The 25282-nt window shown below is 65.1% G+C and carries 18 protein-coding genes; 10 read left to right on the plus strand and 8 right to left on the minus strand.

Annotated features, from left to right (window positions below; translation table 11 throughout):
• Positions 1 to 51: 51 nt before the first annotated feature.
• The 3 genes from E2484_RS02715 to E2484_RS02725 are packed head-to-tail and all read right to left on the minus strand — an operon-like array spanning position 52 to position 4972.
• Positions 52 to 1083, minus strand: coding sequence for a segregation/condensation protein A (locus E2484_RS02715; protein ID WP_137283683.1), 1032 nt, complete (start codon positions 1081 to 1083; stop codon positions 52 to 54).
• Complete coding sequence (gene smc, locus E2484_RS02720) at positions 1076 to 4654, minus strand: chromosome segregation protein SMC (protein WP_137283684.1); 3579 nt, start codon at positions 4652 to 4654, stop codon at positions 1076 to 1078. Before smc ends, E2484_RS02715 begins: the two co-directional genes overlap by 8 nt.
• A 24-nt stretch (positions 4655 to 4678) precedes the next feature.
• Positions 4679 to 4972: a DUF7518 family protein gene (locus E2484_RS02725; protein ID WP_137283685.1), complete on the minus strand. Its 294-nt coding sequence runs from the start codon at positions 4970 to 4972 to the stop codon at positions 4679 to 4681.
• A 149-nt stretch (positions 4973 to 5121) separates the two neighbouring features.
• Between E2484_RS02725 and E2484_RS02730 the strand changes: the two genes are divergently transcribed.
• Complete coding sequence (locus E2484_RS02730) at positions 5122 to 6609, plus strand: PGF-pre-PGF domain-containing protein (protein ID WP_137283686.1); 1488 nt, start codon at positions 5122 to 5124, stop codon at positions 6607 to 6609.
• A gap of 22 nt (positions 6610 to 6631) precedes the next feature.
• On the opposite strand, the gene E2484_RS02735 is transcribed toward E2484_RS02730, so the two are convergent.
• A complete protein-coding gene (locus E2484_RS02735) occupies positions 6632 to 8260 on the minus strand; it encodes a sensor histidine kinase (protein ID WP_170977216.1) in 1629 nt (542 codons plus the stop codon).
• 88 nt (positions 8261 to 8348) lie between these two features.
• Here E2484_RS02735 and gatB point away from each other — a divergent pair, with 88 nt between their 5' ends.
• Entirely contained in the window at positions 8349 to 9836 is a 1488-nt protein-coding gene (gatB, locus tag E2484_RS02740; protein WP_137283688.1) for an Asp-tRNA(Asn)/Glu-tRNA(Gln) amidotransferase subunit GatB, read from the plus strand.
• A 437-nt stretch (positions 9837 to 10273) separates the two neighbouring features.
• Here the strand turns inward: gatB and E2484_RS02745 are convergent, their stop codons facing one another.
• Positions 10274 to 11671: an MATE family efflux transporter gene (locus E2484_RS02745; RefSeq protein WP_137283689.1), complete on the minus strand. Its 1398-nt coding sequence runs from the start codon at positions 11669 to 11671 to the stop codon at positions 10274 to 10276.
• A 320-nt stretch (positions 11672 to 11991) separates the two neighbouring features.
• On the opposite strand from E2484_RS02745, the gene E2484_RS02750 reads away from it, so the two are divergent.
• Both E2484_RS02750 and E2484_RS02755 read left to right on the plus strand, forming a co-directional pair.
• Positions 11992 to 14493 (plus strand): DNA topoisomerase I, encoded by a 2502-nt coding sequence (locus tag E2484_RS02750; protein ID WP_137283690.1) that lies wholly within the window; start codon positions 11992 to 11994, stop codon positions 14491 to 14493.
• Positions 14494 to 14758: 265 nt separating this feature from the next.
• A complete protein-coding gene (locus E2484_RS02755) occupies positions 14759 to 15481 on the plus strand; it encodes a phosphoglycerol geranylgeranyltransferase (RefSeq protein ID WP_137283691.1) in 723 nt (240 codons plus the stop codon).
• A gap of 226 nt (positions 15482 to 15707) precedes the next feature.
• On the opposite strand, the gene E2484_RS02760 is transcribed toward E2484_RS02755, so the two are convergent.
• The 3 genes from E2484_RS02760 to E2484_RS02770 form a co-directional block, all read right to left on the minus strand.
• Complete coding sequence (locus tag E2484_RS02760; RefSeq protein ID WP_137283692.1) at positions 15708 to 17921, minus strand: amino acid permease; 2214 nt, start codon at positions 17919 to 17921, stop codon at positions 15708 to 15710.
• 5 nt (positions 17922 to 17926) lie between these two features.
• On the minus strand, positions 17927 to 18418 hold the full coding sequence (locus E2484_RS02765; RefSeq protein WP_137283693.1) for an NAD-binding protein: 492 nt from the start codon (positions 18416 to 18418) through the stop codon (positions 17927 to 17929).
• A gap of 281 nt (positions 18419 to 18699) precedes the next feature.
• Positions 18700 to 19179, minus strand: coding sequence for an Lrp/AsnC family transcriptional regulator (locus E2484_RS02770; protein WP_137283694.1), 480 nt, complete (start codon positions 19177 to 19179; stop codon positions 18700 to 18702).
• A gap of 359 nt (positions 19180 to 19538) precedes the next feature.
• On the opposite strand from E2484_RS02770, the gene E2484_RS02775 reads away from it, so the two are divergent.
• From E2484_RS02775 to E2484_RS02800, 6 genes are all read left to right on the plus strand, one after another.
• Entirely contained in the window at positions 19539 to 20492 is a 954-nt protein-coding gene (locus E2484_RS02775) for an ABC transporter ATP-binding protein (protein ID WP_137283695.1), read from the plus strand.
• A complete protein-coding gene (locus E2484_RS02780) occupies positions 20485 to 21282 on the plus strand; it encodes an ABC transporter permease subunit (protein ID WP_137283696.1) in 798 nt (265 codons plus the stop codon). Before E2484_RS02775 ends, E2484_RS02780 begins: the two co-directional genes overlap by 8 nt.
• A complete protein-coding gene (locus tag E2484_RS02785) occupies positions 21282 to 21905 on the plus strand; it encodes a TetR/AcrR family transcriptional regulator (RefSeq protein WP_137283697.1) in 624 nt (207 codons plus the stop codon). The genes E2484_RS02780 and E2484_RS02785 overlap by 1 nt, the downstream gene beginning before the upstream one ends.
• A gap of 172 nt (positions 21906 to 22077) precedes the next feature.
• Positions 22078 to 23379 carry an aspartate--tRNA(Asn) ligase gene (aspS, locus tag E2484_RS02790; protein ID WP_137283698.1) on the plus strand — a complete coding sequence of 434 codons (1302 nt, stop codon included), beginning with the start codon at positions 22078 to 22080 and terminating at the stop codon, positions 23377 to 23379.
• A gap of 178 nt (positions 23380 to 23557) precedes the next feature.
• Complete coding sequence (locus E2484_RS02795) at positions 23558 to 24397, plus strand: pantoate kinase (protein WP_137283699.1); 840 nt, start codon at positions 23558 to 23560, stop codon at positions 24395 to 24397.
• A gap of 116 nt (positions 24398 to 24513) precedes the next feature.
• Complete coding sequence (locus tag E2484_RS02800) at positions 24514 to 25257, plus strand: 4-phosphopantoate--beta-alanine ligase (protein ID WP_137283700.1); 744 nt, start codon at positions 24514 to 24516, stop codon at positions 25255 to 25257.
• The last annotated feature ends 25 nt before the right edge of the window (positions 25258 to 25282 follow it).

Genomic DNA, 25282 nt, shown 5'->3' on the forward strand with positions numbered 1-25282 from the left:
GGAATCGGCTTTTCGGAACGACCGGCCGACAGGACCGTGACTGTACTGCGACTAGTCGGCTATCGCTTCGGGCGTCTCCGCGTCGTCCGCCGCCTCGGCGTCTTCGACCCACAAATCACCGAACATGTCGTCTTGCTCCAGCGTGACGGTCCCGCGGTGGGAGAGGAACAGGAGCGCGAGGAACGTCTGGATGCGCGACCCGCCGACCGACTGGATTTCGGCGTACAGCACCTCGCTCCGACCCTTGTCGTAGTGGGTCCGCAACTCCTCGCGCACGTCGTCGATGACCGCCTCGATGTCCTCCTCGTGGGCCGTGCCGGTCACGTCGTCCGCGGAGGGTTCCTCGTCCACTCGCATGTCGTCGTCCATCCGGTAGTCGAGGGTCTGCGTCCCGCGCTGGAATCCGCTCGGCGAGTCGCTGGTGTCGTAGCTTCGTGACTCCTTCCACCACGACCCGCGCTCGCGTTCGCGCAACTCGTGGACGAGTTCGTCCAGCGTCTCGGGCGTCCCGCGGGCGGTCTTGCGGTCGAGTCGCCGCTCCATCTCGGCTTCGAGTTGGTCGACCGGGTCGTGGGCCGGGAACTCGCCGTCGCCGTCCATCGGCGCGTCCATCCCCGGTCCCCACTCGTCCCACGGGTCGTCCGGTTCGTCGTCCTCGTCGTCGTCGGCCAGCATCGCGTCGCTCTTCATCCGGAGGAGGACGCTCGCGTAGAACAGCGCCCGGCCGGAGGTCCGGAGGTCGGCCCCGTCGAGTCGGTCGAGGAACTTGTCGGTGACCGTCACGATGTCGATGTCCCACGGCTCGATTTCGCCGTCCTCGGCGAGTTGGACGAGGAGTTCGACGGGTTCGGCCTCGTCGTCCTCGGGCTCCGGGTTCACGTCGAGTTCCTCGCTGATGATGGAGTCCTCGCCGCCGGACGCCTCGCTCGCGTTCTCGGAGGCGTCGGACACCGCTTCCCCGGCGTTCTCGGCCGCGTCCTCGTCGGTCTCGCCGAAGAGACCCGACGATTCGCCCTCGCGCTTTCGCTTTTCTTCCTCGTGGCCCGCGATGTTGAGGGGCACGTCACTCTCGTCGTCAGTCATCGGCGGGGACCTCCTCGCCTTCGCCCAACTGGATGCCCGTCACGGTACTCACGTTGTTGCCCTGCATCGTGACGCCGATGGCGCGCTCGGAGCGCTCCATCATCGCCGACCGGTGGCTGACGACGACGAACTGTGCGTCGCCCGCGAGTTCGTCCACCATCTCGCCCACGCGCTCGGCGTTGGCGGCGTCGAGGAAGGCGTCCACCTCGTCCAGCGCGTAGAACGGCGCGGGGTTGTAGCGCTGGATGGCGAAGATGAAGGCGAGTGCGGTCAGACTCTTCTCGCCGCCCGACATCGCGTCGAGGCGCTGGATGGGCTTGTCGCCCGGTTGAGCCTTCATCGTCAGGCCGCCGTCGAAGGGGTCGTCTTCGTCTTCGAGGTGGAGCGTGCCGGTCCCGTTCGAGAGTCGCTCGAAGATGTCCTCGAACTGGTCGTCGATTGCCTCGAAGGCGTCCATGAACGTCGCTTTCTTCTGGTCTTCGTACGAGTCGATTCGCTCGCGGATGCCCTCGCGCTCCTCGACGAGGACCGACTTGCGCTCCTCGATGTCGTCCAAGTCCGACTTCACGTCGTCGTACTCCTCGATGGCGAGCATGTTGACCGGTTCGAGTTCCTCCATCTGGCGTTCGAGGCGCTCGATGTTCTCCTCGACCTCGTTCAGGTCGGGGATCTCGTCGGCGTCGTACTCGCCGACCTGCTCGCGGAGGTCCTCGATGTCGGATTCGAGTCGGTCGGCGCTCCGACGGAGGCTTTCGAGGCGGTTCTCGACCGTCTCGACCTCGGACTTCTTGTCGTCGCGGGCCTGCTGGGCCTCTCGGAGTTCGTCCTTCACGTCCTTGCGCTCGTCCTTGAGGTCGGCGAGTTCGTCTTCGAGCTCCGCGACCGCTTCGCGCTTCTCTTCGAGCAGCGCCTCTTGGTCCTCGATTTTGTCTTCCAACTCGTCGATTTCCTCCTCCCGTTCGGCCTTCCGGTTCTGGGCCTGCTCGATGTCGTCGTGGAGGTCCTCGATGGCGTCTTCGGCGTACTGCTTCTCCAACTGGATTTCGTTGAGTTCGCCGTCCAACTCGTCTATCCGGTCTTCGAGTTCCTCGATTTCGGCCTCGATATCCTCGGCCTCCGAGGTGAGTTCCGGAATCCGGGAGTCGGCGAGTTCGGTTTCGAGCTCCGTAATCGCGTCGTCTATTTCGGCGATGGCCTCCTCGCGCTCGTCGATTTCGTCTTCCAGCTCCTGCATCTGCTCGTTGACGGCCTCGCGCTCGGCCTCCATCGCCACGAGTTCGTCTTCGAGGTCGTCGATTCGCCGTTTCACCGAGTCGAGTTCGTCTTCGGTGCGTTCGATGTCGGACTCGATGGAGCGCACTTGGTCGGTGGCGTCGCTCTTGCGGTCGCGGGCGTCGTCGAGTCGACTCTCCACGTCGCGGATGTCCTCGCGGACGGACTTGCGCTCGTCCTCTAACTCGTTGATTCGCTGGGCCACCCGTTCCAGTTGGCCCTTCCCGGACTTCGAGAACGAGTAGCGCGACCCGGACTTCGACCCGCCGGTCATCGCGCCGCTCTTCTCGACCAGTTCGCCCGAGAGGGTCACGAGACGGTAGTCGCCCATCAGGTCGCGGGCGGTCTCCATGTCCTCCACGACCAGCGTGTCGCCGAGGACGTAGGCGAACACCCCCGAGTACTGCGAGTCGAAGTCCACGAGGTTGTACGCGAAGTCCACCACGCCCGGCGCGGACGGCGCGGACGGGAGGTTCCGGTCGTGCATCTCGGTCAGCGGCAGGAACGTCGCTCGCCCGGCGTTTCGGGACTTGAGGTACTCGATGCAGGACTGGCCGACGCCGTCGTCGTCCACGACGACGTGGGCCATCCGGCCGCCCGCCGCGGTCTCACAGGCGGTGGCGTACTTCTGGTTGACGCCGCCCAGCTGGCCGACCGTGCCGTGGACGCCCGGTTTCTCGGCGTTCAGAACGGTCGAGACCGCCCGGCCGTACGACGAGTCACCGCTCTGTCCGGCCTTGGCTTCGAGTTCGGCGTACTCCTGCTGTTTGGCCTGAATCTCGTCTTCCACCGAGTCGAGGTCGTCCTGTAACTCGCGTTTCTCCTGCTTGAGGTCCTCGACCACGTCGTCGATCTGGGCCCGGTTGCGCTCGGCTTTGGCCAACTCGTCCTCCAGGTCGTCGAGTTTGGTCTCCAACTCGGGAATCCTCTCGCGGGCCTCGTCCAACTCCGCCTCCTTCTCGCTCTCGGCGTTCGAACGTCGTCGGGCCTCGTCGATGAGGCGGTCTTTCTCGCGCTGGAGGTCGTTCTTCTCGCTCTTTTGCTCTTCGCGCTCCTCTTTCTTCTCGGCGAGTTCGGCCTTCACCTCGTCGTACTCGGTGTCGATGGCCTCGATTTCGGCCTCGACCTCCTCCAACTCGGCCTCTTTCTGCTGGACGTCGGCCTTGACCGAGGACTTCTCGATCTTGATGTCGCGGATGTCGGACTCGAACTCCTCGACGTTCTCTTGCTTGCGGTCTATCTCCACGAACGCCTGTCGGCGGGTGTTCTCGGCGTCCTGAATCTTCTCCTCGGCCGATTCGATGGCGTCTTCGAGCCGCGAGATTTCGCCTTTGACCTCCTCGATCTCGCTCTTGATGCGGAGTTGCTCGTCCTCGCCCTTTCGCTCGATTTCGGCGTTGAGTTCCTCCAACTCGTCTTCGAGGCGGATGACCCGGCCCTGCTTCTCGTCTAACTCCTGCTGGAGGTCGGCCAACTCGTCCTCGCGGTCTTCGATGTCCTCGCGGGTGTGTGCGAGGTCCTCGCGCTTCTCTTCGAGTTCCGCGGCCTTGAAGTGGCCCTCGTACTCCTGCTTCTCGTCGCGCAGGCCCTGATATTCGAGGGCGGTCTCGCGCTCGTCGGACAACTGGTCGAGTCGGTCCTGCTTCTCTTCGATGCGGAGTTCGGCCTCGCTGATGCGGTCTTTGACCGTCTGTAGCTCTTCGAGGGCGTCCTCCTTCTTGGCGTCGAACTCCGCCACGCCCGCGATTTCGTCGATTATCTGGCGGCGCTCGTACGGCGTCATGTTGATAATCTCGGTCACGTCGCCCTGCATGACGACGTTGTACCCTTCCGGCGTGACGCCCGCCTGCGCCAGTAGGTCCTGAATGTCCGAGAGGTTGACCGACCGACCGTTGAGGTAGTAGTAGGAGTAGTAGTTGTCGTCGGTCTCCTTGACCCGGCGCTTGATGGTGATCTCCTCGACGTCGCCGACGTTCTCCGACCCGGCGGCGTTGACGACCTGCGCGCGCTCTAACACGCCGTCGCCGTTGTCCAGGACGACTTCGACGCTGGCCTCTCGCGTGCCACTCGACTCCTCGCTCCCGTCGGCGTGGCCGGGATTGTAGATGAGGTCGGTCAGCTTTTCGGCGCGGATGCCTCGCGTCCGGGCCAACCCCAAGGCGAACAGAATGCTGTCGATGATGTTACTCTTCCCCGAGCCGTTCGGACCCGAAACGGTGGTGAAATCCTCGTAAAACGGGATTTCTGTCCGGCGTCCGAAGCTCTTGAAGTTATCCAAGACGAGCTTTTTGATGTGCATGGTTGCTCGTACGTGGGGACCCTGTCACGCGACGATTATGTCGTCGCCCAACCCGGAGTCTTCCCCCGTCTCGTCTTCTTCGTGGGACTCGTCGCTTTTAGCCTCGTCGTTTTTATCGTTTTGCGGGCGCGCGTCGTCCGCTTCCGTCGATTGCTCCGTCGCCGACTCCGTGCTCGCCGCCGACGCTTCGGCGGCCGCTTCGAGCGTTTCGAGTCGGTCGTGAACCTCCACTAACTCCTCGGTGAGACCTTGTATCGTGGCTTCGAGTCGCTCGACTTTGGATTCGAGTTCCTCGACGCGCTTGTCTTGGTCGCTCATGTCCGTGTTGGGCCACGGCAGGACTATAAACGTACGTCAGACACATATAAGAATATTTATAATATTTGGAGTACATTCGACTCACATACGGTGGACTCTTTCCGGTAAATATAAATGTTAACTACAGAGAAAATTTCTATTCCGAACAGATGATTGGGGGTAGTAAACCGGACCCCGGGTGCAGATTGACGAAATCGACGCAGATACTCGCGGTGCTCGCGGTCGTCCTCGTCGTCGGAGCGAGCGTCACCGCGACGGTCGGCGTCGCACTCGGCGACCCGACCGGTTCGGCCGGCGACCGACTCGTTCCGTCGGGCGAACAGTCCGGACCGGACATGCCGAACGGGACCGACAACGAGACCGACGATTCGAGCGACGAGGTGCTTCTGCCGACCGAGACCACGACGCAGTCGGACGACCTCGACGACGAGCAACCCGGCGTCTTCCCGTTCTCCAATCAGACGACGAACGGAACGACCAGCATCGACCCGAACCCGGGCAGGCCGTCCAACCCGGGTGGCCCCACCGACCCCGGTGAACCCTCCGACCCCGGTAACTCGCAGAACCGGACTGGGCCGCTCGGCGACCCGACCGAGAGCGAAGCGGGCCTCCCCGCAAATCGGACCGCGGATCCGGGGGATCGAGCCCCGAACGCGACCGACCGCGGAAACGGGACACCACCCGGCCGTAGCGACGCAAAGACGGTGAACGTCTCCGTGGAGAACGCCTACGCGAACGAATCGGTGTCGGTGAACGTCTCGACGCCCGACGAACGCGACCGTAACGTGTCGTTCTCGACTATCGGCGTGACGCCGACCCGCGACGCCAACTTCACGCTGAACGTCACCGCCAGCGAGGAGCCGATAGCCGACGAGACGCCGACCGAACCCCTCTCGAACGGCACGGAACCGCTATCGTTCCTGAGCGTCGACCACTCGATTTCCGACCGGAATATCAGCAACGTCACCTTCACGTTCCGCGTCCGGAGAGACCGGGTGAACGCCTCCGAGCGCGACCAAATCTCGCTGTACCGCTACCACGACGAGTCGTGGAACGAACTCCCCACGACGCTGACAGCGACCACCGAGAGCCACTACGTCTACCGGGTTCGGTCGCCCGGCCTCTCGGAGTTCGCGGCGGGAAAGAAGACTCCCCAATTCGAGATCACCAACGCCACGGTCGAACTCACCACGCTGTCGGTCGGTGACGCGCTCGAAGTCCGGGTCCGCGTCACGAACCGCGGGGACGCCGACGGGACGTTCAGCGCCGAACTCGTCCTCGACGGCGAGTCGGTCGCGGACCGCCAACTCACCATCGCGGCGGGCGGCATGCGCCAGACTACCTTCGAGCACACGATAGCCCGAGCGGGCACGTACGACGTGTACGTCAACCAGTTCCGAGTCGGCGAGGTGAACGTGAACGGAACCACACCGACCGGCGATGGCTCGACCAGCGCAGGGCCGACCGACGGCGGAGCGACTGGCGAACGGGCTACAGATTCGGACGCGTCGGCCCGCGATGGAACCGACGCCGACGTGCGGTCGGACACGACCGCGAGCGTTCCCGGCTTCTGTCTCGCCGCGGGGGTCGCCGGACTGCTCGCGGCGCTGTACGCGGTGGGCCGACGCCAGCGATAATCGAATCTCGTTCAGTCCTGGTCTACGGTTTCAGGTCCATCCGGACGACCGACCCGCTCGGGTCGTTCTCGGTGAAGGACAACCGGCCGTCCGAGCGCTCGACCACCCAGTGAACCAGCCAGAGGCCCAGACCGCTCCCGTGTTCGAGAGCGGTCTCCTCGCCCTCGGTCAGGACGGCTCGCTCGTGTTCTGGAATCCCGGGGCCGTCGTCGGCGACCGCGATGCGGATCCACTCCTCGCCGTCGTCGGTTACGGACTCCACCGTGACCGACATCGTGGGGTCGGTCGCGTCGTTGTGTTCGACCGCGTTCTCGCAGACGTACTCGACCGCGGCGTCCAACGCGGGAACTGCTCGCACGGCCTTCTGGCCGGACGATTCGACCGAGATGTCGGCGTCGGGGTAGTCGTCTTGGACCGCGGCCACGGCGTCGTCCACGACCGACGCCACGTCCGTCTCGACCGGTCCGGTAGTGTCGCCCTCGCCGGCCCCGACGCGGCGGGCCTTCTCGCTCATCTCCACGAGGTTCCAGCCGTGCGACGCGATTTTCGCGGCGGCGTCCCGAATCTCGGGGTCGTCGGACTCCTCGACAACGAACTCGGCGTAGTTGACCGCGACGGTCACGTCGTTTCGCAGGTTGTGGCGCAGTACACGGTTGAACACCTGCAACTGCTGTTCGCGCTCACGAAGTTCGGTTTCGCGCTCGGCCAGCGTGTCGGCGAGGTCGGCGAACCCGTCGTGAATCTGGTGCCACTCCTCGCCCGACGAGAGGTTCGGAACGTAGTCGTAATCACCGTCCCGGAGCGCGCCGAACCCCTCCAACAACTTCTCCGCTTGCCGGATGTTGGCGTTGTACTCCCAGATTGCCAAGCCGACGACGAGCGACAGCACTAGCGCCAGACCCCCCGCCTGGAGTATCGCCATCTCCCGCAGACGTGCGTCGAGCGTAGACCGGTCCCTGCTGACGCGCACGGACCACCCGGTCGAATCGACGGTCGCCGTGCTCGACACGGGGTCGGTGAACGCGGCCTGCGGCGCGTGGAGAACCTGGTCGTCGGCCCAGACGGAGACGGTCCGAACGTCGGTCTCTAAGGGTTTGATCATCGTGAAGACGGTGAACTCGTTGACCGGGAGCGCCGCCGCGAGGACGCCGACGACCTCCCCGTCCTCGAAGATGGGCGCGCTGATGACGACGACGTTCTGGTCGGTCCCGTTCGCGCGCTCGGGGTCGGTGACGTGTATCTCGCCGGTTCGGACCGGACGTTGGACGTAGGTCTGGTTCTCCACGTCGTCGCCGATGGTTTCGTGGCGCACCTCGTCGGTCACGTCGCCGCGGAAGCCGACGACGGTGCCGTTGGCCGCGACGACCTGTCCGGCGAAGACGTGCGGGTTGGTCAGGAACTGCTCGAGGAACCGGTCGGTCCGACTGAAGTTGCTCGCCACCGGCCGCGACGCGTAGAACCCGACGTAGTTCTTCTCCTGTCGTATCTGGGCGTCGATCTGTTCGGCGGTCTGACCGGCGGTCTGGTCCACGTTCTCCTGCATCTGCGAGACCGACCGGTCCTTGGCGAGTTCCAGTTGGCCGTAGACGACGCCGCTCAACACGAGCGTCACGACCACCATCAGTACCGCGAACTTCGTCCGGACCTTCACTTTTCCCCACCTGCACACTCGGGGGTAATGAACTCTGCTGAACCGTCGTTCGTTAGTCTTTAGCGGCCCGGCCCCAAACTGGCGGTCAATGACTGCACAGGCTGTCCAGCAATCGGACCTCGCGGTCGTCATCGGACTGGAGGTCCACGTGCAACTGGAGACGGACACGAAGATCTTCTGCGGCTGTTCGACCGACGTGGCCGACGCCGAACCGAACACCCACACCTGTCCGGTGTGTCTCGGTCTGCCCGGCGCGCTTCCGGTCCTGAACGAGGGCGCGGTCGAGTCGGCCGTCAAGGTCGGCAAAGCCATCGACGCCGACATCCCCGAAGAGACGACGTTCCACCGGAAGAACTACTTCTACCCCGACCTCCCGAAGGGGTTCCAGATCACCCAGTACGACGCGCCGGTCTGTCAGGACGGCGAGCTGGAGATCGAGGTCGAGGGCGAGCGCCGGAGCGTCGGCATCCAGCGCGCTCACCTCGAAGAGGACCCCGGGAGCCTCCAGCACGCGGGCGGGAACATCGACACCGCCGACTACACCCTCGTGAACTACAACCGCGCTGGCGTCCCGCTGATGGAAATCGTGACCGAACCGGATTTCCGCGGGGCCGAGGAAGTCCGGGCGTTTCTGGCGAAACTCGAAGAGGTCCTCGAATATCTCGGCGTCTTCGACAGCCAGCGCGACGGGAGCCTCCGCATCGACGCCAACCTCAGCGTGGTCGCTGCCAGCGAAATCGGCGACGACGGCGAGGTCAGCGACGAGACGCTCAAATCCGCGAACCGGACCGAGGTCAAGAACATCTCTAGCCACAAGGGCGCGGAGAAGGCACTGTCCTACGAGGCACAGCGCCAGAAGAACGCGGTCCAGCGCGGCCGCGAGGTCGAGCAAGAGACTCGCCACTGGGACGAATCGCGGGGAATCACGGTCTCCATGCGCTCGAAGGAAGAGGAGAAGGACTACCGCTACTTCCGGGAGGCCGACCTGCCGCCGCTACAGGTCAGCGACTGGAAGCAGAAGTTGGAGATTCCCGAACTGCCCGACGCCCGGCGCGAGCGGTTCCGCGACGAGTACGACCTGAGCGAGGAGGCGGCGAGCAAGTTGACCTCCACGAAGCAGGTCGCGGACTTCTACGAGGACGTGGCCAGCGAGTACGACCCGGACCTCGCGGCGACGTGGGTCGCCGACAACCTGCTCGGCGAACTCAACTACCGCGACATGGAGATTACCGACGTTGCCGACCGCCTCGGCGAGTTCAAGCGCCTCGTGGAACTCGTCGCCGCCGAAGAGATTACGACCAAGAACGCCGAGGAGGTCGTCCTCCGCGAGATGTTAGACGAGGGCGACGACCCCGAGACGGTCATCGACCGCGAGGGCCTCGGCAAGGCCGACGAGGGAGAAATCGAGGGCGCGGTGTCGGACGCCATCGAGGAGAACCCCGACGCGGTCGAGGACTACCACTCGGGCGAAGGCGGCGCGCTCAACTTCCTCGTCGGGCAGGTCATGCAGAAGACCGGCGGGAGCGCCGACCCCGGTTCGGTGAACCAACTGCTCCGGGAACGACTGGACGAATAGCACCCGAACTGGTAATGGAGTAGACGAACAGGCGGCGCGTAGCGAGTTCGGCCGCGAGGGGCGCGCCGCGCTCCCGCCTCGACCCCTCGCGGCGGTTCTCAGGTCACGCGCAGGGTTCGTCCCGGCTTCGGACTTAAACCCTCGCGTCGGACGCTTCTCAGCAGTTTCGCGAATCAGGACAAACCACGGTTTTCGTAAGTTGACGCAGACTATGGGACGCGCCGCGCTCGCGCAGTTCTGCGCGAGCGCGGCGGGGAGGCACGGGGCGCGGTTGCGGTGCGGTCGCAGTGCGATGCCGTACCGTGCAGTCGCGATACTCCGTTGCTCGAGGAGTAGGTAGCGTCACCGAATTTCTCTACCGACAGCTATCCTCAGCTATAGCAACTTTTATACGCTCTAGAGACATCTTTTTAATTCTTTAAGAAATACTTATATTTCTAATCACCGGGGGTTGCCTTCGGTTCCTTCTCCACGACGCCTTCCCGCCAGCGTCCGAGACTGAACCACGCCACGCCGACGACGAACGACGCGACGGCCGAGAACGACCACGCCCACCAGAGACCGTCCACGCCCCACGCGAGGCCCGCGAGCGGGACGCCGAACAGCGAGACCGACCACGAGTAGGCCAGTACGAGCGCGGCCGGAATCCGGAGTATCCACCGCGAGAGGAACGAGAGGACCATCGCAGTCCGCGTGTCGCCCGCGCCGCGGAACCCGCCCTGTACGACCATCAGGCCGCCGAAGAAGGCGAGGAACGGCGCGATGATGCGGAGGAAGTTCACGCCCGCCGCGACGACCTCGGGGTCGTCGATGAAGATCCGCATCGCCCCGGCGGGGAAGACGTACATCAGCGCGCCAGCGCCGAACAGCACCGCCATCGTGCCGCGGGTCGCCGTCCACGTCACCTCGGCCGCGCGGTCGGGCGTGTCCGCGCCGAGATTCTGGCCGACCCCGGTCGCGGTGGCCTGCCCGACCGCGCCCGAGACGGTCCACGACACCGACATCAGGCGGAGGCCGACGCCGTAGGCGGCGGTCGGAATCGGGCCGAATCGGGCGACCAGCGCCGCCATCGCCACCGCCGCGAAACTCCGGGCGAGGCCGTCGACGGTGCCGGGGTAGCCGACGTCCACGAGTTTCTTCATCACCGGCCAGTCCGGCCGGAGGTCTTCGAGTCGGAGTCGGACGCCCCAGTCGCCTTTCACGAGGATGGCGAGGCCGATAATCGCCGCGATGACCCGCGAGATCAGCGTGGCGATGGCAGCCCCGCGGACGCCCCACTCGGGGAAGGGACCGTAGCCGAGGATGAGGAAAGGGTCCACGACGACGTTGACACCTGCCGAGAGGAGCATCAGCCACATCGCGGTCCGCGTGTCGCCCGCGCCACGGAGGACCGCCCGGAAGACGAAGAAGAGGAAGGTGAACGGAATCGAGACGAACAGCACTTCGATGTACTGGAGCGAGTAGGCGTACACCTGCCCCTGCGCGCCGATTAACGACAGTAAGGGATGGCGGAAGACGAAGCCGAACGCCGAGAGAACCAGCGCGACTGCGACGGTCAGCATCGTGATCTGAGCGACCACGTTGTCGGCTTTCCGGTCGTCGCCCGCGCCGACGTGCTGGGAGACCAGCGCGACGGAGGCCGCGGTCAGTCCCATCGCTACCGAGACGAACATCCACGCGGTCGGGAACATCAGCGAGACGGCCGCGACCGCCTCCGGCCCGACTCGGCCGACCCAGAACATGTCGGCTAGATTGTAGAACGTCTGGAGCAGGTTGCCCGCGACCAGCGGCCACGCGAGACTGACGAGTTTGGGCGTGATGGCTCCCGTCGTCATATCCACGCGACTATCTTGCTCGTTCGACACGTTCTCGGTGGGAAATCGTGAGAGTGGTTATTAAACGCACTCTTTCCGTTCGGCTCTGCCGGGTTCCCGAGTCGGGGGTTTTGTTCGTCGCACGCTCGTCCGCGCCCGGACCCGCACACGGCGCACGCGCCTTGGACCGCCGCCGTCCGGCGATTTTCGCGGCGAAAGCTTTACCAATTCACTTGTCCTAGCGGGGACACGATGGACGACGAGCGACTCCCGAGCGGTGCGGGACGCCCCCGAGAGCGACCCCCGACCGCCGGGCACTCCCCCGGAGCCGGAGGTGAGGTATGGAGCTGATAATCACCGAGAAGGACAACGCCGCCCGCCGAATCGCCGACATCCTGAGCGGCGAGTCGGCCGACGCCGAACGAAAGAACGGCGTCAACGTCTACAAGTGGGGCGGACGGCGGTGCATCGGTTTCTCGGGCCACGTCGTCGGCGTGGACTTCCCCGACGAGTACAACGACTGGCGCGACGTGGAACCGGTCGAACTCATCGACGCGCCCATCGAGAAGAAGGCCACCAAAGAGAACATCGTCAGCACCCTCCGCATCCTCGCGCGGAAGGCGAATCAGGTGACGATAGCGACCGACTACGACCGCGAGGGCGAACTCATCGGCAAGGAGGCGTGGGAACTCGTCCGCGAGGTCAACGACGAGGTGCCGATTCGCCGGGTCCGGTTCTCCTCGATTACCGAAAACGAGGTCACGGAAGCCTTCGAGAACCCCGACGACCTCGACTTCGACCTGGCGGCCGCGGGCGAGGCCCGCCAGGAAATCGACCTCATCTGGGGCGCGGCGCTGACCCGGTTCCTCTCGCTGTCGGCCCGCCAACTGGGCGACGACTTCATCTCGGTCGGGCGCGTCCAGTCGCCGACCCTGAAGCTCATCGTGGACCGCGAGCGCGAAATCGAGGCGTTCGACCCCGAGGACTACTGGGAACTGTTCGCCGACCTGCTGAAGGACACCGACGACGAGACCGCGGAGTTCGAGGCCCAGTACTTCTACCGCGACGAGGACGACAACGAAGCCGAGCGCGTCTGGGACGAAGAGGTCGCAGAGGCGGTCTTCGAGGCGCTCAAATCCGCCGCCACGGCGACCGTCGATAGGGTCTCGCGCCGGACCCGGACAGACGACCCGCCCGCGCCGTTCAACACCACGCAGTTCATCCGGGCCGCGGGGAGTCTGGGTTACTCGGCCCAGCAGGCCATGAGCATCGCCGAGGACCTCTACACCGCGGGGTACATGACCTACCCCCGGACCGACAACACGGTCTACCCCGACGACCTCGACCCCGAGGAACTGCTGGACACCTTCTCGGGCGACTACCACTTCGGCGACGACGCCGACGACCTGCTGGAGTTGGACGACCTCTCGCCCACCGAAGGCGACGAGGAGACCACCGACCACCCGCCGATTCACCCGACCGAAGACATTCCGACGAAGGGCGAGTTGAGCGACGACGAGTGGGAGATATACGAACTCGTCGTCCGGCGATTCTTCGCCACCGTCGCCGAATCCGCGACGTGGGAACACCTCAAGGTGGTCACGGCGATCGGCGACCACAAACTCAAGTCCAACGGCAAGCGCCTCGTGAAGGAGGGTTACCACGCGGTCTACCCCTACTACAACACCAGCGAGAACTACGTCCCGGACGTGGCCGAGGGCGACGAACTCGCGGTCACGGACGCCCGCATCGAGGACAAGCAGACCCAACCGCCGCGGAGATACGGCCAGTCGCGGCTCATCGAGACCATGGAGAAGATGGGAATCGGGACCAAATCCACCCGCCACAACACCATCGAGAAACTCTACGACCGCGGCTACGTCGAGAGCGACCCGCCGCGACCCACGCAACTGGCGAAGGCCGTGGTCACTGCCGCCGAGAAGTTCGCGGACCTCGTGGTCAGCGAGGAGATGACCCGCGAACTCGAGGAGGACATGACCGCCATCGCCGAGGGCGAGGCCGACCTGAGCGAGGTGGCCGACGAGTCCCGCGAGTACCTCCAGCAGGTGTTCGACGAGTTGCGCGACTCCCGCGAGGAGGTCGGCGACCTGTTGCAGAAGTCGCTGAAGGCCGACAAGAAACTCGGCCCCTGTCCCGAGTCGGACCACGAACTGCTGGTTCGTCAGAGCAGAAACGGGTCGTACTTCGTCGGCTGTGACGGCTACCCCGACTGCGAGTACACCCTGCCACTCCCGAACACGGGCAAGCCCCTCATCTTGGACGAGGAGTGCGAGGAACACGGGCTTCGCCACGTCAAGATGCTCGCCGGACGCCAGACGTTCGTCCACGGTTGTCCGCTCTGCAAGGCCGAGGAAGCCGACGAGCAGGAGGACGAAGTGATTGGGGGCTGTCCGGAATGCGGAGAGGAAGAGGGCGGCGAACTCGCCATCAAGCACCTCCAGAACGGCTCGCGGTTGGTCGGCTGTACCCGGTACCCCGACTGCGACTACTCGCTCCCGCTCCCCCGGCGCGGCGACATCGAAGTCACCGACGAGCGATGCGACGAACACGACCTGCCGGAACTCGTCGTCCACTCGGGCGACGAACCGTGGGAACTCGGCTGTCCCATCTGCAACTACCGGGAATTCAAGGCCCGCGAGAGCGAGTCGGGAAGCGACCTCGAATCGCTCGAAGGCATCGGCTCGAAGACCGCCGAGAAGCTCTCGGACGCCGGTATCGAGAGCATCGAGGACTTGAAATCTGCCGAAGTCGAGACGGTGGCCTCGGAGGTCAGCGGTGTGAGCGAGGACAGGCTGAGAGGGTGGCAGGCGAAAGCAGATTAGTCGTCAACCGCGTTTCGCGAACTGTCACTTTCCACGTCACCTCCCAACTCCACTTCGGCTCCCAGCAGTTGTACCGCGAGCGAACGAACGTGAGCGAGCGGACCAAGGAATCCCTCGAAGGAGGCCGGCGTTGGCGGCCTCCTGAGGGGGTGAGGCCGTGTTTTTGGTCCAGCTTTTGCCAGGGAGAGCGCGCGGTAGGCGCGCTCGACCGCAGCAAAAGGTGGTTTCGAAGCGGTTTTAGCGCCCACTCTGGTTTACACGAGTAATGACTGCACCGTGGGCTGACTGGGACCACATCGTCAAGTTGGACCCCGACAAGACCCTCGTGGAGGGCGAGACCTTCGAGGACGTCTGCCAGACCGGCACCGACGCCCTCGAAATCGGCGGGACGCTCGACATGACCCAGGCGAAGATGCAACGAGTCATCGACGCCTGCGCGAAGTACGACGTGCCGCTGTATCAGGAACCGAGCAACCCGGCGGTCGTGGTGGACCACGACGCGCTCGACGGTTACCTCGTCCCGACCGTCCTCAACGCCGGAGACATCGCGTGGGCGACCGGGTTCCACAAGGAGTGGGTGAAGACGAGCGACGTGGACTGGGAGCAGACGACCACCGAGGCCTACATTATCATGAACCCCGACGCCAGCGTGGCCGACCTCACCAGCGCCGACTGCGACCAGACGCCCGAGGACGTGGCCGCTTACGCCGAGGTCGCCGAGCAGATGTACGGCCAAGAGATAATCTACGTCGAGTACTCGGGCACCTTCGGCGACCCCGAGGCCGTCGAGGCCGCCGCGGACGCGCTGAACGAGGCGACCCTGTTCTACGGCGGCGGCATCCACGACTACGAGTCGGCGAACACGATGGCCGAACACGCCGACGTCGTGGTCGTCGGCGATCTGGTTCACGACGACGGCGTGGACGCTGTCCGCGAGACGGTCGAAGGCGCGAAGGACGCGAAAGTTCCCCAGACGAAGACGAGCTAAGTCGAGCGTCCCCGAATCGACAACGATCAAACTATAGCGTTCTTTGGAACGTATTTAGAATTTTTAAAGACGTCAGTAGTTGGTCAAGAGACCAAAATACGTGTTTTCCAGTCGGCGTTGAGTCACTATCGACGACGATTCGCCCCAACTGAACGTCCCGGTTGGGACCCCCGATTGGGGAGCTACGCCGCGCCGCGAAACGCGGCGCGGCGGTTGTTTCGGACGCCTAGAAGGCGACTCGTTCTACCAGGCGACCCAGGGCTCCCGGCCGACGCGAACTGTGCGGGTGGACCTGAATCGAAGCGGCCTCGACCTCGTCGGCGAGGCGGTCGCGCTTGCGACCGAACAGCGACCGTCGGACCCGACCGCCGTCGTCGCTGACCACGACGAGGTCCACCGTCCGAGTCGCGTCGGTGAGTTCGTCCACCGTCTCGCCGTCGGTTTCGACGAGGGTCGACTCGACCGGGGCCGAGCACACCGACGCGATTTCGTCGTGGTAGTCCCGGAGCGTCTCGCGGCGCTCGGGGCTGGCGTCCGGCGAGACGGGGTACACGAGTTCTATCGTCGCGCCCGCCTCGCTGGCGAGCGCGTCGGCGATCTCTATCTTCAGCGAGTCGTACGGGCCTCTGTTGGTGACGATGCCCAGCGTCTCCACCGATTCGAGGTCGGCCCCGCTGACCGCGACCACGTCGCAGGGAGCGTGGTCGAGAATCCACCGGAAGTCGTCGCTGAACAGCCCCGACCGTAGCTCGGTCGAGTCGCGTTCGAGGACGACGAGGTCCGAATCGTGGTGTTTCGCGAAGTTGACGACGGCGTGTTTGGTGTCGTGGCTCACGACTTCGCCGTACTCGACCGGCGCGTCCACGTCGGCCGCGAGTCGGTCGGTTCGCTCCTCGAACTCGATGTCGGCCGGGGACTGCTCGGCGGACGCGCGTTCGAGCGGCGTCTGGTCGGGGACTTCGTCGAACTGGACGACCCGGACCGTGCCGCTTCCCCCCCGGACGATGTCGGCCGCGATTCCCAACAGCGAGGCCTCGCGGTCTTCGGTCGTCTCCTCGGTGACGGGCACCAACACCTCGTACCCGCCGCCGTCCGTGACGGTCGAGCGAGTCTGTTCGACGGCGCGGCGACCGACGGACCGACGCACCACGTCTCTGGCGACGCCCTCGCGGTCGATGCGGTCGCGGACGTACGCGAAGTACCACGCGACCGCCCCGGCGGTGATGATCGCCGCACCTATCAGCGGGACGGTCCCCATCTGCGTGAGGAGCGCGAGTCCGCCGACCGCGCCGAAGCCCTGCATCCACGGGTAGAGCGGCGACTCGAACTCGGGGTCGTACTCCTCTACGTCGCTCTCGCGGAACGCGACGAGCGCCACGTTGATCAGCACGAAGACGAGGATCTGGAACGCGCTGGCGAGTTTCGCGATTTCGAGGATGGGGACGAACGCGATGAGCGCGAGCATGACGGCCCCGGTCAGCGAGATGGCGAGTGTGGGCGTGTTGAAGCGGTCGCTGATGGTGCTGAGGGAGGGCGGCATCAGTTTGTCCCGGCTCATCGCGAGCGGGTAGCGCGACGAGGAGAGTATCCCCGCGTTGGCGGTGCTGACGAGCGCGAGTATCGCCGCGGCCACCACGGCGACGACGCCGGGTTCCGCGAGCGCGACCTGCGCGGCGTCGGCCATCGGCGTCAGCGACCCGGACAGTTCCTCGCCGGGCACGATACCGACGACGACGGCGACGATGAGGACGTACAGCACCGTGGTGAATCCGAGCGACCCGAGGATGCCCAGCGGGATGTTCCGACCGGGGTTTTCGACCTCCTCGGCGACGCTCGCTATCTTGGTCACGCCCGCGTAGGAGACGAACACCAGTCCGGTCGCGGCGAACAGACCGCCCGGCCCTTCGGCGAAGAAACCGTCGTACTGGACGGCCTCTATCGACCCGGCTCCGCCCCCGACGAACCAGACGAGCGCGGCGAGCATGGCGGCGACGATGCCGATCTGCAGGCGACCGGTCTGCTTGGCACCGAACATGTTCACTGCGATGAGGACGACGGCGAGGCCGAGCGCCACGGGTTTCACCGGCAGGTCGAACAGCACGACGAGATAGGGGACGCCGCCGACCAGCGCGAGTGCGCCCTTGAACGACAGCGAGAACCACGTACCGAGTCCGGCGATGGTTCCCAGGAGCGGACCCATTCCGCGCTCGATGTAGATGTATGTTCCTCCCGCTTCCGGCATCGCGGTCGCCATCTCGGCCTTGCTCAGGGCCGCGGGGAGGACGAGCAACCCGGCGACCAGATAGGCCAGGATAACCGCCGGCCCGGCCATCTTGAGCGCGAGCGCGGGGAGAATGAAGATACCGCTGCCCACCATCGCACCGATGCTAATCGCGATTACTGCGAACAGTCCCAAGTCTCGTTCGAGTTTTTTGGCCATTGATATCAGATTTCAGCGACGTCGTCTGCGACCGATTCGAGTCGAGTGGACATCTCCGCGACGAGCAACTCGGGGACGCACACCGTCTCGACGTCGAGGTCGTCGAACGAGTCGAGATTTTCGCGGTCGTCGACCCGGATGACGACGTTCTCGACGCCGAACGTCGTGCGTAGCAACTGCGATGCGAGGAAGTTGATGCCGTCGTCCGCCGAGGCGGCGACGGCGAGCGAGGCCTCGACCGCGTTCGCCTCGGCTAACGCGTTGGCGTCGATTTCTTCGACGTGGTGAGTGGTGACGCCGCCGCGAGTGGTGCGTTCGACCACCTGACGGTTCCGACTGACGAACGTCACGTCGTAGTCGTCGCTCAGGTGCGACGCTACCGTCCTACCGACGTGCCCACCACCGACGACGAGCGCGTGCTGACTCCCTGAAATCCCGATACCGCTGACCGATTCGACGACCGACGTTATCCCGGCGGTCGGTCCTTCTCGGGGCACGCGGAATCACCTCCTTTGTGCTGGACAGCGGTAGTTTGCCGCCGTGAGACCGGCGTTGCGGGTCCGCGAACGACTACCGATTGCTGAACGTGTCGTAAGCTCATGTTCTCTCCAGTCGCCGGTTATCCCCGGAAGGCAATAAACTAACCGGATTAATCACCGGTTCGTTCAAAATTAGGCAAATAATTACCGGACCGGAGATGACCGTTCGGCGCACGCCGTGAGGCGAGAATCGGCGTCGCGTTGCCACTACCGGAACTGCCACGGGAGCGGAGAAACAGTCAGGACTCGTCGGCTTCGAAGGTCCGGAACCCCTCGTAGGGATTCTCGTATTCGTTCCGAATCAGGTCCTCGTCCTCGATTTCGAGGCCGAGTCCGTCGAGTTCCTGGCCGATTCGGCTCAGGTCGTCGCCGTCGGTCCCGAGGACTTCGACGTGGATGTTCTCGTGGCCGGTCATCACCTCGCGGACGGCCACGACGCCCTCGACCTCCCTCGCTTTGCGGGCTAACTCCTCGCGGTCCGGTATCGGTGCGGTACAGATAATGAGCGTGTGGAGTTGAAACCCGGCCTCCTCGTAGTCGATGGAGGGGTGGTAGCCGCGGATGATACCGGCGTCCTCCAGTTGGCGGATTCGGTGTCGAATGGTGCTGGCCGACACGTCGGCGTGTTCGGCGATACTGCTCGTCGATGTCTTGCGGGCGTTTTGCTGGAGCGAGTGGATGATGTACTTGTCGAGGTCGTCGAGTCGTTCGTCGCCCATATTCCCGTCGTCGTATCGGGTACTCAAAGAACTGTTGTCGTCTCGCCCGTCGAGTGCGGTCGTCGCGTCCCGAGTCGACTGTCGGTTCCCCGAATCGACTGACGGTTCCTCGCCCGCCAGGAGACATTTTCTCGTTCGTCTGGGAATTAGAGCGCGGCCTTTAGTAATCGTTTTTATTTCCCTGAAGTGACTGTAGCGGGCCGACGGTCCGACGCGCTCCGCAGCCACAACGTTCCGGCACCCCTCCCACTTCGACCGCCCGGCAGATTTCCCGCACGCTGGCGGTTCTCCCTCACGTCTCCGGAGGCCGTGAACGAACAACCGAACCGTTCATCTATTCATCGCTCGAACTATCGGCGGTGAGCGCAATCGAAACGAGCGGTTTGACCAAATACTACGGCGACACCCGCGGCGTCGAAGACCTCTCGTTCTCGGTCGCGGAGGGCGAGGTGTTCGGCTTCCTCGGGCCGAACGGCGCGGGCAAGACCACGACCATCCGGACCCTGCTCGGGTTCGTCGCGCCGACCGGCGGGTCGGCGACGGTCCTCGGCCGGGACGTGACCGACGAGTCCGCGCTCATCGAGGCCAAGCGCCGAATCGGCTATCTGCCGAGCCACCCCGGGTTCGACGAGGGCGTGACCGGCCGACGGCTGATTCGCTACCACGCCGAACTCAAGGGCGACGAGCGGAGCGACGAACTCCTCGAACGCTTCGACGCGCCCGTGGACCGCGAAATCGGCGAGTACTCCACCGGCAACGAGCAGAAACTCGCCATCGTGCTAACGTTCATGCACGACCCCGACCTCGTCGTGATGGACGAACCGACCTCCGGACTCGACCCTCTGATGCAGGAGCGCCTCTACGAGTTCATCGAGGACGAGCAGGCCCGCGGGACCACGTTCTTCTTCTCCAGTCACGTCCTGAGCGAGGTTCGGAAGGTCTGCGACCGCGTGGGTATAATCCGCGACGGCCACCTCGTGGCCCAAGAGGGCGTCGAGGAACTGCTCGACCGGAGCGGCAAGCGCGTCCACATCAGCGTCGAGGGGACGCTCGACCCCGACGACTTCGCCTTGCCGGGCGTCCACGACTTCGAGAGCGACCCCGACCGAAGCGACGCCTCGTTCATGTTCACCGGCGAGTACGACGCCCTGCTCGACCACCTCCGGAACTACCGGATCCGCGACCTCGAAATCGAGGAAGCGCCGCTCGAAGACGTGTTCATGAAGTTCTACGACGGCGAGACGGCGAGTTCCTCGGAGTCGGAGACGCCACCTCAGTCGCACAACCCGCCGGGAGGTGAGACCGATGCTTGAAATCGCCGAGTACGAGTCCGAACGACGTATCAGGGGCGCGCTGGTGCTGTCGGTCCTGCTGGCGCTGATGTCGCTGCTGTTCGTCGCCCTCTTCCCGTCGATCGCCAACTCCGGCGCGGACCTGGACGCCTACATGGAGAGCCTTCCACCAGCGATGCAGGCCGCGTTCGGCGCGTCGGGAGCGTTCTCCATCGCCACCATCGAGGGGTTTCTCGCGGTGGAACTCTACCAGTTCTTCTGGTTGCTGATGCTGGGCATCTACGCCGCGTATCTGGCGGGCGGACTCGTCGCGGGCGACGTGGAGCGCGACCGGATGGACGTGTTGCTCGCGGCACCCATCTCCCGGCGGCGCGTCGTGGTCGAGAAGTTCTGCTCGCTGGTGCCGGTCGTGGTCGCGCTCAACCTCGTGGTGGGCGTGGCCGTCTACGCCACCGTACTGGCCATCGGCGAGTCCATCCCGGTCGCCGACCTCGTCGCGGTCCACCTGCTGTCGGTTCCCTACCTGCTCGCCTGCGGCGGCATCGGCCTGCTCCTGTCGGTCGCGTTCGACGAGTCCGACGTGGCCAAGCGCGGCGGTCTCGGAGCCATCTTCGGGCTCTTCCTGCTGGAGACCGTCAGCCAGTCGGCCGACCTCGGGTGGTTAGGCGCGATTAGCCCGACCCGGTACTACGACCCGACCGCGATTCTGGTCGGCGGCGAGTACGACTGGGCGGGCGCGCTGATTCTGCTCGCCGGGACCGTCGCGCTCGTGGCGGTCAGCGCCGAGTGGTTCCGGAGGAAGGACATCTGATGGCCGGGTTCGACGCCGACGAGCGCGAGCGAATCCGCCGCCGACTCCGGGAGACCGGCCGCGACCTGTTCGCGCGCTACGGACTCGACAAGACTACCGTCGCGGACCTCACCGAACCGGCGGGCATCGCCAACGGGACGTTCTACCGGTTCTACGACTCGAAGGACGAACTCTACGTCGAGATTCTGCGCGAGGAGGGCGAGCGTCTCGCCGAGGAAATTATCGCCGAGTCGTTCGATCGAGTCGGGGACGACGACGAGGCCCTCGACCCCGAGGACGCCATCGTGGCGTTTCTCACGCTCCGCTGCGAGGAGATCGAGACCAACCCCCTCGTCCGGCGACTCGTCGTGGACGACGACCTCTCGCGGTTGATGGCCCAGTTCGGCGACGAGGAGTTGCGAGCGGAGCAGGCCGAGTCGCTGAGTTACGTCGTCCCCTACGTCGAGGAGTGGCAGGCCCGAGGGGAGTTCCGAGAAGGCGACCCCGAAGTCCTCGCCGCCGCGATGGGCGTCGTGAAGTTCGTCGCCTACCACGAGGACGACTTCCACGACGAGGCGTTCTATCGCGCGGTCCGGGACGCGCTCGTCGAGACGGTCGCCGCGGGGTTGACGCGGAAGGGTTGACACGGCAGGACCGATTCGGCAGGGTTGACGCCGGACCTCGACCGCGATGTGGGCCTCCCGCCTCTATACGATGGTTGGTAACAAACATCAAATAACCCTTTCGTAGCTCGGACGGCAGTTTCGTCCGACTCAAATGACCGCGTTTAAGAACGCCCCACGAGAACCGAGAGGTATGGAAGACCGAACGTACACGGCGGACGCCGAACCCGGCCAGACCGCGACGGTCGCCGGATGGGCGCACGAAATCCGCGACCTCGGTGGCATCGCATTTCTCATCGTCCGGGACACGACCGGCAAGATTCAGGTCAAGTTCGAGAAGGACGAGATGGACGACGACCTCGTGGAGACCGGCATGGGCGTCAACCGCGAGAGCGTCGTGAAGGTCACGGGCGACGTGGAGGAAGAGGAGCGCGCCCCGACCGGCGTCGAAATCGTCCCCGAGTCGGTCGAGGTCGTCGCCGACGCCGACCCCGAACTCCCGCTGGACCCCTCGGGCAAGGTCGACGCCGACCTCTCGACTCGCCTGGACAACCGAACGCTCGACCTCCGAAAGGAGGAGACCAAGGCCATCTTCGAGATTCGGGCCGAAGTCCTGCGGTCGGTCCGCGAGGCCTTCCGCGACCTGGGCTCGACCGAGATCAACACGCCGAAAATCGTCGCCACGGGCACCGAGGGCGGCACCGAACTCTTCCCCATCACCTACTTCGGACAGGAAGCGTTCATGAACCAGTCGCCGCAGTTGTTCAAGCAACTGATGGTCGGTTCCGGACTGGAGCGCGTCTTCGAAATCGGCCCGATCTTCCGGGCCGAGGAGCACAACACGCCGCGACACCTCAACGAGGCGACCTCCATCGACTTCGAGAGCGCCTTCTTCGACCACGAGGACGCGATGGACGCCTGCGAAACCGTCGTGAAGGCCGCCTACGAGGGCGTCGCCGAGAACTGTCGGGACGAACTCGAAGCGCTCGGCTACGAGGACTTCGAGGCTCCGGAGGGCGACTTCCCGCGACTCACCTACGAGGAAGCCATCGAGCGCATCAACGCCACGGGCGAACTCGACGAGCAGTTGGTCTGGGGCGACGACCTGCCCACCGAGGGCGAGAAGGCGCTCGGCGACGATGTCGGAAGCCACTACTTCATCACCGACTGGCCCAGCGAGATCAAGCCCTTCTACATCAAGGACCACGACGACGACGAGCAACTCTCGACCGGGTTCGACCTGATGCACCCGAACATGGAACTCGTCTCGGGCGGCCAGCGTGAACACCGCTACGACCACCTGGTCGAAGGCTTCGAGCAGCAGGGACTCGACCCCGACGCCTTCGAGTACTACACCAAGATGTTCAAGTACGGCATGCCCCCGCACGCCGGATGGGGTCTCGGCGGCGAGCGCCTCGTCATGACGATGCTCGGACTGGAGAACATCCGCGAGGCCGTCCTCTTCCCGCGGGACCGTCAGCGTCTGAGTCCCTGAGGTTCGGCGCTTTCTGCGGTTTTCGCGTCTTTTTCGATGTCGTCGGTCGAGAGGTGAGAAGTCGTTTCTCCGAATGCGGAGTTTCGACTGGCCAAAGTGCGCTCTGCGAGCCAACCACCGGGACGCACCCGAACCGATACTACAACCGTTAAAACCCCGTAACCCCCATCTTCGGGTAATGACCGACGACTCGTCGCGGGCGTTCGTGCCGGGCCACGTCACCGGCTTCTTCAGCGTCCACGAGGCCGACGACCCCGAGCAGGCAGGGTCCAGAGGTGCGGGCCTGACCCTCTCGGACGGCGTGACCGTCGAGGTCGAACCCGCCGTAGAGACCGCGATGCAGTTGAACGACGAACCGGCCGCCATCGAGGCCGTGACGCGAGTGCTCGGCGACCTCGGCGTCGAAGCGCGCGTGACCGCGACGACCGACCTGCCAGTCGGCGCTGGCTTCGGCGTCTCGGGCGGGACCGCGCTCGGAACCGCACTCGCGGCGAATCGGGCCTTCGACTGCGGTCGCTCGGAGAACGAACTCGTCGCCATCGCCCACGCCGCCGAGGTTGAGGCCGGAACCGGTCTCGGCGACGTGGTGGCTCAGGCCCGCGGCGGCGTACCGATTCGCCTCGACCCGGGTGCGCCGGAGTACAACCGCCTCGACGGCGTCCCCGCTCGGACGCGCGTGGAGTACCTGACGCTCGGCGAACGCTCGACGTCGGCGGTGCTATCGCGCAACACCGACCGCCTCTCGGAGGTCGGCGTGGACAAACTCGTCCGCCTCGTGGAGGAACCGACGCTGGCGACGCTGATGGAGACCTCCCGCGAGTTCGCCCGCGAGGCCGACCTGCTCACGTCCGAAGTCGAGGAGGTCCTCGAAGACGTGCGCGATGAGGACGGTGAGGCCGCGATGGCGATGCTCGGCGAGACCGTCTTCGCGCTCGGCAACGGCCTGACGCGGGCGGGATACGACGCGGCGAAGTGTCACGTTCACCCGTCAGGTGCGGTCCTTCGACCAGAGCTTTGAGTAGATACGACGGTGAGTTCGAGGAGTGCTGGGAACGGTAATCGACCGACGAACCGATTTTTCGACCCGACAGCGAACCGTCGGGAGTTTTGACAGTGGGACACTCAGCCGATAGTATGACCGACGTTCCCGACGACCACCCGCGCGCCCAGTCGCTTCGCACCCGACACCGAATCGAAGCGGGCGTCGAGAAGGGCATCACCAGCAAACAGGGACTCATCGCCGAAGGACGCGGCGAGGCCTACGACTACCTGCTCGGCGAGGAGACCATCCCGAGCGCAGACGCGGCCGAGCGTGCGGCCGCGGCGCAACTCCTGCTGGCCGACCACCCCGTCCTCTCGGTCAACGGCAACGTCGCCGCCTTGGTGCCCGAGGAGATAGTAGAGTTGGCCGAGGTAGTCGGTGCGGATATCGAAGTCAACCTGTTCAACCGGACCGAGGAGCGCATGGAGGCCATCGCCGACCACCTGCGCGACCACGGCGCGACCGAGGTGAAGGGGCTGGCGGCCGACGCCCGGATTCCGGGGCTCGACCACGAGCGCGCGAAGGTGGACGAAGACGGTATCTACGACGCCGACGTGGTCCTCGTTCCGCTGGAGGACGGCGACCGGGCGGAGGCGCTCGCGGAGATGGGCAAGACCGAAATCGTCGTGGACCTGAATCCCCTGTCCCGGTCGCCACGGACCGCCGCGATTCCGGTAATCGACAACATCGTCCGGGCGATTCCGAACGTCACGGACCACGCTCGGGAGTTGCGGGACGCCTCCCGCGAGGAGTTGGAGGAAATCGTCGCGACGTTCGACCGCGAAGAGGCGCTGAAGGAAGCCGAGAGAGCGATTCGGCAGGGCGACCTCGACTGACCGGTTACTTCTGATTCCGGGCGAC

The organism is Halorussus salinisoli (assembly GCA_005239435.1).
GTDB classification, from domain to species: domain Archaea; phylum Halobacteriota; class Halobacteria; order Halobacteriales; family Haladaptataceae; genus Halorussus; species Halorussus salinisoli.